The sequence below is a fragment of the Vibrio sp. VP6 genome (assembly GCF_028823755.1).
Lineage (GTDB): Bacteria > Pseudomonadota > Gammaproteobacteria > Enterobacterales > Vibrionaceae > Vibrio > Vibrio parahaemolyticus.
The window spans coordinates 1-5,629 of sequence record NZ_JAPEID010000079.1; the positions used below are offsets into that span (position 1 = coordinate 1).

Annotated in this window: 6 protein-coding genes and 1 pseudogene; 3 read left to right on the forward strand and 4 right to left on the reverse strand. The window is 40.3% G+C overall.

The features are described from left to right. The 3 genes from OU793_RS23385 to OU793_RS23395 all read left to right on the forward strand — a co-directional run. Nucleotides 1-146 (forward strand): Hok/Gef family protein (locus OU793_RS23385; RefSeq protein ID WP_274647862.1); only part of this gene is annotated, 146 nt, incomplete at its 5' end. Between the two features lie 103 nt (nucleotides 147-249). Then, nucleotides 250-843 carry a DUF2913 family protein gene (locus OU793_RS23390; RefSeq protein WP_023623339.1) on the forward strand — a complete coding sequence of 198 codons (594 nt, stop codon included), beginning with the start codon at nucleotides 250-252 and terminating at the stop codon, nucleotides 841-843. A 41-nt stretch (nucleotides 844-884) separates the two neighbouring features. Beyond that, nucleotides 885-1,112 (forward strand): hypothetical protein, encoded by a 228-nt coding sequence (locus OU793_RS23395; protein ID WP_023623338.1) that lies wholly within the window; start codon nucleotides 885-887, stop codon nucleotides 1,110-1,112. Between the two features lie 200 nt (nucleotides 1,113-1,312). Here the strand turns inward: OU793_RS23395 and OU793_RS23400 are convergent, their stop codons facing one another. From OU793_RS23400 to OU793_RS23415, 4 genes and pseudogenes are all read right to left on the reverse strand, one after another. Further along, the gene (locus OU793_RS23400) at nucleotides 1,313-1,699 is read right to left on the reverse strand and encodes a hypothetical protein (RefSeq protein ID WP_025789712.1); all 387 of its coding nucleotides are present in this window, start codon (nucleotides 1,697-1,699) and stop codon (nucleotides 1,313-1,315) included. Beyond that, nucleotides 1,696-2,761, reverse strand: a pseudogene (locus OU793_RS23405) (hypothetical protein); the annotation flags it as partial. The pseudogene OU793_RS23405 and the gene OU793_RS23400, both read right to left, overlap by 4 nt. Nucleotides 2,762-3,672: 911 nt before the next feature. Continuing rightward, a complete protein-coding gene (locus tag OU793_RS23410) occupies nucleotides 3,673-3,990 on the reverse strand; it encodes a hypothetical protein (protein WP_168465940.1) in 318 nt (105 codons plus the stop codon). 179 nt (nucleotides 3,991-4,169) lie between these two features. Then, a partial coding sequence (locus tag OU793_RS23415) for a hypothetical protein (RefSeq protein WP_274647861.1) occupies nucleotides 4,170-5,629 on the reverse strand: 1,460 nt, incomplete at its 5' end.

Sequence of the window (5,629 nt, forward strand, 5' to 3'; positions counted from 1 at the left end):
CCGCCCTGATGGGCTTAGTGGTCATTTGCATCACAATACTGTGTGGACTTCTGATAGTCCGAGACTCGCTTTGCGAGGTTCGGTATAAAGGAGGCGGCACAGACTTTCTGGCACGCTTCGTTGTCTACGAAACACGTATGAAGTAGCTGGACAGGAAGAGGGGCAACCCTCTTCCTGATTCAGTATTGTAACGAGACAGGCCAACGAGCACCCATATTCTAAAAACTAATCCACAACGTTACCTTGGCTATGCAAATCAAACGAGACTTTGACTACTACCACAACCTTCACAACGTCATTACCCACGCCCTGCTTCATTTGCTGTGTCGGGTGTCCGTATCCACCCGCTTTGTACCAGTCGCGACACGCAATGACATTCTGATCAAATACCTCAAACCAAAGCTCAACGATAAGTCCTTATCGAATATCAAAAAAGACATCAAACTGATGCTCAGCGTAGCGAGAAAACAAGGGGGAAACTTAGAGATGCGATTACATGAACTGAACTCACAAGCAAATCGAACGAAACTTGTTGGCGCTGAAAAGCTGTATAACTTACTGGTTCATTTATATGACGCAGAAGGGATCGAGTCACGATTGTTTGAAGAAGGTAGCGAAGCGGAGCCTGGCATAATCTATATGCTTGAAGAACAAATCGAACACGGCTTTGATCAAGAGCACAAGCAAGTTACCCCACTATCATTATTAATCCAATTAGAGCGCGCGCCAGAGCTCATCGACTCCATCAATAATCACGGCCTGTTCCTTGCAGAAATGAAAGAGTGGAACATCGAGACGCATCAAGCGCATATTCTCGTGCACCCAGTTCACCATCATGTGTAATACTGCGACGAAATGTTGTATTGTTAAATGCAGACCAATTAATGGATATCGATTTTATGCCGAGTTATCACATCACGTACTTCAATGTAAAAGAAAGGAAAATTGATGAAGAAAACATCTTTATGAAAACCCTAGGGGGAGCAAAGCGATCTGCGCTTCACCATTCTCCTGACAATACTCACCACATTGAAATCAAAGACCTAATGGAAAAAACCTTAGCACGCTATAACGAAAGTGACGGCTGGAACGATACTTCCTCAGAAGAATAGCGCCAATAGTTTATTTTTTATCATAGTCTTAGCACCTACTGGAAGCATCTCGCTTAGACTTTACCCACTTTCGGCAAATGCTGTACTGACCTTCATGAGATAATGGAGATAAAAGACGATTTGGTCAACTTACCAAACCATGAACCAATTATCTCAGCTTAAGATAGTACAACTGGGAAGTCATTGCTTCTTTAAGCAGATCAACCAATATTTTCCAGCCATTGAACCAATAGAGCAAAGCATGGAGCAATAAAAAAACTCCACACGCCAATACAATTAACCCACATAAATACTCTAAATTTCTTCGATGTGGTGGTCATCCTATGCTTAATAAATGGGTAAGCGAGCCAGTACCCAAACAATCGAGTTCCAATTGCATAGGACATTTGATAATCCCAGCGCATGTAGCCTTTCTCGTCGTAATACTTATTTAAATTTTTCGCCAATTGTTTATCAATAAAGACAATTCTTTCGATATCACCTAGTGAGACCATTGCGCTCATAATCACACCAGGAATAGACCAAAGGACTAAATATCCACCGAAAGTCATACCTAAAACAATGGCAATCATCTCATACCAACTCATAACACTTCTTCTTCAATATACTCCGACAGTTCAACACTTTTCTCGTACAAGAAGTAAATACTATCACCAACAGTCTTTCCTATAGCCGAGCCCGCAATACCACCAATAGCGCCTCCAGCTACAAAAGCTCCAATAGCAGCAATTGCTAACACAGGAGCAGAGGTAACACCAACAACGCCTAGAACCAAAATAGTGCCAGTGGAAGCCATATTTCCACCCACTGTACCGCCACCAATACCACCAATAAATCCAACTACTTCACGAGTTGTTACTTTGCCACACTCTCCTGAGCTATCAACAGAACAAGCATCATAAATATTCTTGGCGCCACTCGCAGCGCCAAGTACCAATCCTACGTAACCGACTCCACGAGATGTAGCAATACCAATTGCCACATTTGCCATACGCTTGCCTAAATTAGGCACTATACCTTTTGCGATAATCTCATCGGCATTATGAATGATTGAGCGAGTTGACAGTTTGAGGTTGCGTTTAATCTGAGTATAAACAGGGATTTGAATGCTACGCTTGGATAACGCGGCAAAGCTACCATCTAACTTTTTAAATAGCGAAGCTCGCTCTGCGACAAAAGAACCGTAGTTAACACCACCAACGCGACTCGCCATCGCTACCTGTGATACGTAAAGGTGGTTAATTTCAAGAAGCACACCATTGATGTTTTTTAAATGCTGCTCGACACCAACCGCGATAGCACCAACCCCCATTGATGCGTAAGCATATAAGTCACTTGGAAGGCCGTCAGCTTCCAGTTTTTTCATTGCTTCTTCAGCGTAATAATCGAGTAACTCAAAATGGCGGTTAGCAGTAGCAACTTGCTCTTCAGTCAGCTTCGCTAATTCGGTGCTGGCCGCTTTTGCTTCTTCAATAAGAGCATCAAGTCTTTTCTTATCTGCTGTTGCTGTCGGCTTCGTTGAGATGCTCATTTGATTTTTTGATTAAGTCTTGGATTTCTAAAGGAGTTTCAGAAGTAAACAATTCAGCCCAAAGACGTTGTTGAGGTATGGTCTCTTCCACCTGCATCCAAGCTAGGTCGAATCTCTTTTCTTGTTTTGGTGATTGTGCTTTTTCATACTCAACAACAGAAGCACTTAATGGTGTTAATTGTTCAAACACAGATCGAATTGGCTCTGGTTCTTTAAACTGATAACGGGCCGACTTTGCCGCATGAGCTGAAGCTTTAGCTGTTTGAGCATTCAAAGGAACTCTCAGCCCAAAGGGGAGATCACTTCTGATATCGCCAACACGATCCAAAACGCTATCAGTTCGCGGTAACCCTTGCACCACGAGAACATACATCCCACTAGATAATTCAAACGTAGAGTGAATTCCAAGTTTGCGACAATAAAAATCTAAAGCTTTAGGGTGAACAACAAACTCGATCTCATGTTGCTTAACGTTAAATAATGGTTTCGTTTTATAGATCATGTCTAACGTGCATCCAAAGTAGTAAAGAGGACTTGAGGAACTACATTATATGGAACTGAAAAAGTAACGCTCACCTAAATTCATAGGTATTAGAACGAAAACCATAGGTATTACGTTTGAACAATAAAGTCTGAGCGATTGATGGCACTTAATGAAAAATCTCGTTCATTTCTGGACGGGGTTTGAGTAATGACAGAGGTGGAGAGACTCGAACTCCTAAGCAGTCTGACTGGAGAAGATCAATTGCTATACTATTTTGAAACGACCTCTCACTTTTTCACCATCAAAAGGGCATTTACGTAGAGCCTCACCGCTATCTTTTGCTCTAAGGTCTGCAGACAGGGGATAAGCTTATAGGGTAACTAACTACCTAGAACACAGAAAACCAATGATGTGCTGATGGAGCAGGCATATAGAAGAGGCTGCCTTTGGCAGCCTCTGGGTGACAGGAAAAAACAACTGAAAGCCATCAACCCTTGTTAAATTATTTGAACTCGACCAAAAAGTAACGAATGTCTTGCTAACAACTAAAGCCCGTTTGTAACCAAAGTGTCAATCTCAAGCAATACGTTATCAATTGGTTTGTCTTCACCTTTCAATGCATGAGCATCTTTTGATAGTTCAGACAACTTAGCATGTACTGGATCATTCTCATCATATTGAGGAATGTTTACTGGAGGGCGAATTTTGAACGAACGGCTATCGCTAGAATTCTCCATATATGATTTAACACTTGGAGCGTTCAAAATAGCACATATAAAATGCGCCTCCGCTAGGCTGATGAAAGTCCCATCTTCACGCTGGGAAATACTAACTGCATGGTTCTGAAAAAGAGGCCTTTTCATCTCCCCCCATGGAGTCTCTAACTCGCTAATAACCGCAGCTTGCCATTTCGTATTGTCGCGAAAACATACAAAATGACTGCCATATGTATAAGCACCCACACGCGCTAGAGAATAAAATGCACTTATATTCTTTTCGCCTATGATCTTGTCATTATAATCGGTTTGTTGCTCCAGAGTTTTTATTTGTTTTTCAAAAAATATTTCGCCAATAATGGGGATCTTTTTGTAAGTTCACTAGGAGGAAGCGCCTTTCTACTTCCCTCTTCATAAGGAAACGGTACATAGTAAGAGGTTTGTTTAACTGAGAAAGGTTCAATATCCACGCCTTTCACCAATGGATGGACAAACTCTTTCTCCAAAAGAACATTTTGCTTAACTATCTTATGTTTAGATCTTGTTCCCCCCTGGTAGTTGGTAAACTCTAGTTTACCAGAGGTGGTCTTAATGTAATCTAGCAAAAACAGTTCTTGGGGAAAGAATTCTACACCTTCTCTCCCTTTATAACTAGAAACCCCAACAATTGCTTTATACTTTTGAAGTTGCTCTTCATCCTCTGCATAACTAAATATATTATTTAGAGTATGTATCGTTCCTGCTAGCTTAGAGTTAACATCAAAACTAATTGCAACATTTTCATAACTGGTCTCTTGTGCATATGCACTCAAAGGAGGAGATCCTTTCTTTTTATTTATACAATGAACAGGCACTCCAGTCTCATAGTCAACAAACTTCCTTGAATAAACATAAGTGGAAAAATTAATTGTCACAGGTTTGAATGGATGTCCAGATTTACCCCAATCAAATAACTCCTGAAGATACAAATTACCTTTTGATGTCCAAAACTCCCTGAATCCTTCGTAGGTCTGCTGGAAAATTAAATTATGTGGCATTAGAAAAGAGAGAATACCTTCTTGTGCGAGCCAGTTTTCGGCCGCAACATTAGAAATCAAAGCACAGATATTCAGATTTATTCCACCTGTGACTCCATCCCCTGAAAAAAGATGTCTTTCCAAACAAAGCTCTTTAATTCTAGAGCGATATCCAGCAGGTAAATTCTTCCAGTCAATCCATGGAGGATTTCCTACAATTAAATCAAATTGTCCAATATTAGCAGTAGTTAAGAAGTTTGTAACAATCCTAGCCCAAATCCCATTCCACTCTTGATTTTCTAGTTCGATAAACTTCTCAGATAATGTCAAGATACTAGACTTAACTTCTTCAGTTTTATCTTCGTCATCACACAAATTAATTAAAGATTCATATACAGCATCTACATCTAAAGCTTTGATATGATATTCAATGTTAGACATTGTTTTTGAGAATAACGAAGAGTCAGAAACACATGACTTGGGAATAATTATTTCCAGAGGCCCCTTCAGAGTGTTAATAGTATATTTCAAACATTGAACACAATCCAATATGTACTCAGATGGAACATATGAGGAGTCCCCGAGATAAATCGGTATTTCAATATCCAAGTTATCTTCTAGCAAATCTGATATGTTAATAAAATAATTTATTCTTGCAGTTAGTACAGCTAAAGGGTTTAAGTCTATTCCCTTAACAGAACCAAGAACATTTTCTAATTTGTCTTCTTGTGAAGGCTTTGTTGCGTAATTCAGACGAGAAACCAAACCTC

Excerpts from the sequence above, each read along its gene's own strand:
- OU793_RS23390 (WP_023623339.1), top strand. The coding sequence starts at position 250 with ATGCAAATCAAACGAGACTTTGACTACTACCACAACCTTCACAACGTC.
- OU793_RS23395 (WP_023623338.1), top strand. The coding sequence starts at position 885 with ATGGATATCGATTTTATGCCGAGTTATCACATCACGTACTTCAATGTA.
- OU793_RS23400 (WP_025789712.1), bottom strand. The coding sequence starts at position 1,699 with ATGAGTTGGTATGAGATGATTGCCATTGTTTTAGGTATGACTTTCGGT.
- OU793_RS23410 (WP_168465940.1), bottom strand. The coding sequence starts at position 3,990 with ATGAAAAGGCCTCTTTTTCAGAACCATGCAGTTAGTATTTCCCAGCGT.